1 protein-coding gene is annotated in these 1,067 nt (G+C 50.0%); it reads right to left on the reverse strand.

Going from position 1 to position 1,067, the window contains the following annotated elements; genetic code table 11:
* Positions 1–395 precede the first annotated feature (395 nt).
* Positions 396–1,067, reverse strand: a 672-nt coding sequence (locus ACFQI7_RS37745) for a transposase (RefSeq protein ID WP_377518636.1), incomplete at its 5' end; no start/stop codon positions are given.

Consider the following 1,067-nt stretch of genomic DNA (forward strand, 5'->3'; position numbering starts at 1 on the left):
CGTTGAACTCCCTCGGTACGATTTAGTTTTCTCACGAATGCTCGCTAATTCGCAGGATTTCTCCCCTTGTAATGAGGAATGAAAGTTCAGGAAAATGACCCGCTATAGACTTTGGCAACATGAATGCGTACGTAAATAAAGGGGGGAGGCCCTCACCCCAGATATTTCCATATACTGCACGCATTCTCCACGTCACCCTCAGAGGTTTTCACTCCCATGTCTCAACGGGTCAAAGCCCTTTCATTCCTTCGTTACACCTGTCCTAAGGGGTGGAGGCCGGTCTTGCTAACGGTACGGGTCGGTGCCCTTTGGTTCAATGTATCCGGTACTCCGTGCTTTCTTTTGAAATCCTGCGAATCAGCCAATCTACGTACAATGAAACGGTATAACTGAGTTTAAGCAGCTTGCCGAAGAGGCAATGCTTTATGAGGGATGTACGCCTGACCGGTGCGTGCCATACCAACCAAAATTCGCGCGAGTTTACCACAAAGCTTCATAATCGACCTCATCTTTTTGATCTTCTTTACGTGTATATTGTGGGCGTGAATGGTTCGAAACTCCGAATTATTCATCACCATACTCATGGTCGCCATAAAGAGGAAGCGACGAAGGCGGGAGCGCCCGCGCTTGCTAATCTTCATTTGCCCGGTCCATTTACCTGAGCTTGCCTCAGCAAGGTTAAGTCCGGCATGACGCAGCAGGGCATTTCCATGGACAAAGCCGCTTAAATCGCCAGCCTCACCAAGAATACCGGCAAGCGAAATGGCACTAATCCCTTTGACGGCAAGCATGGACTTGGCGAAGGGAATGCGTTCTAATACGGAAACAATCTCACGCTCTACGTCCTGCAGCTGTGCACAAGCCAGATCATATTCTGCGAGCAGTTGCTTCAAGTGAAGCTTGTAGGCTTGTGCAGCTTGTCTGGAACCGACTGAGCGTTCGGCCAGCGCGATTAACGCACGTGCTTTTCGCTCGCCGCAGTGCCGTTTCATCAAGGTCTTCCATTTCTGAATCAGGTCCTGTGGTTGTAAATCACGCAGTTCCGCCGGTGTTGGGAACAGACGAAG

It is taken from the genome of Paenibacillus allorhizosphaerae, from assembly GCF_042659105.1.
GTDB classification, from domain to species: Bacteria; Bacillota; Bacilli; order Paenibacillales; family NBRC-103111; genus Paenibacillus_G; species Paenibacillus_G allorhizosphaerae.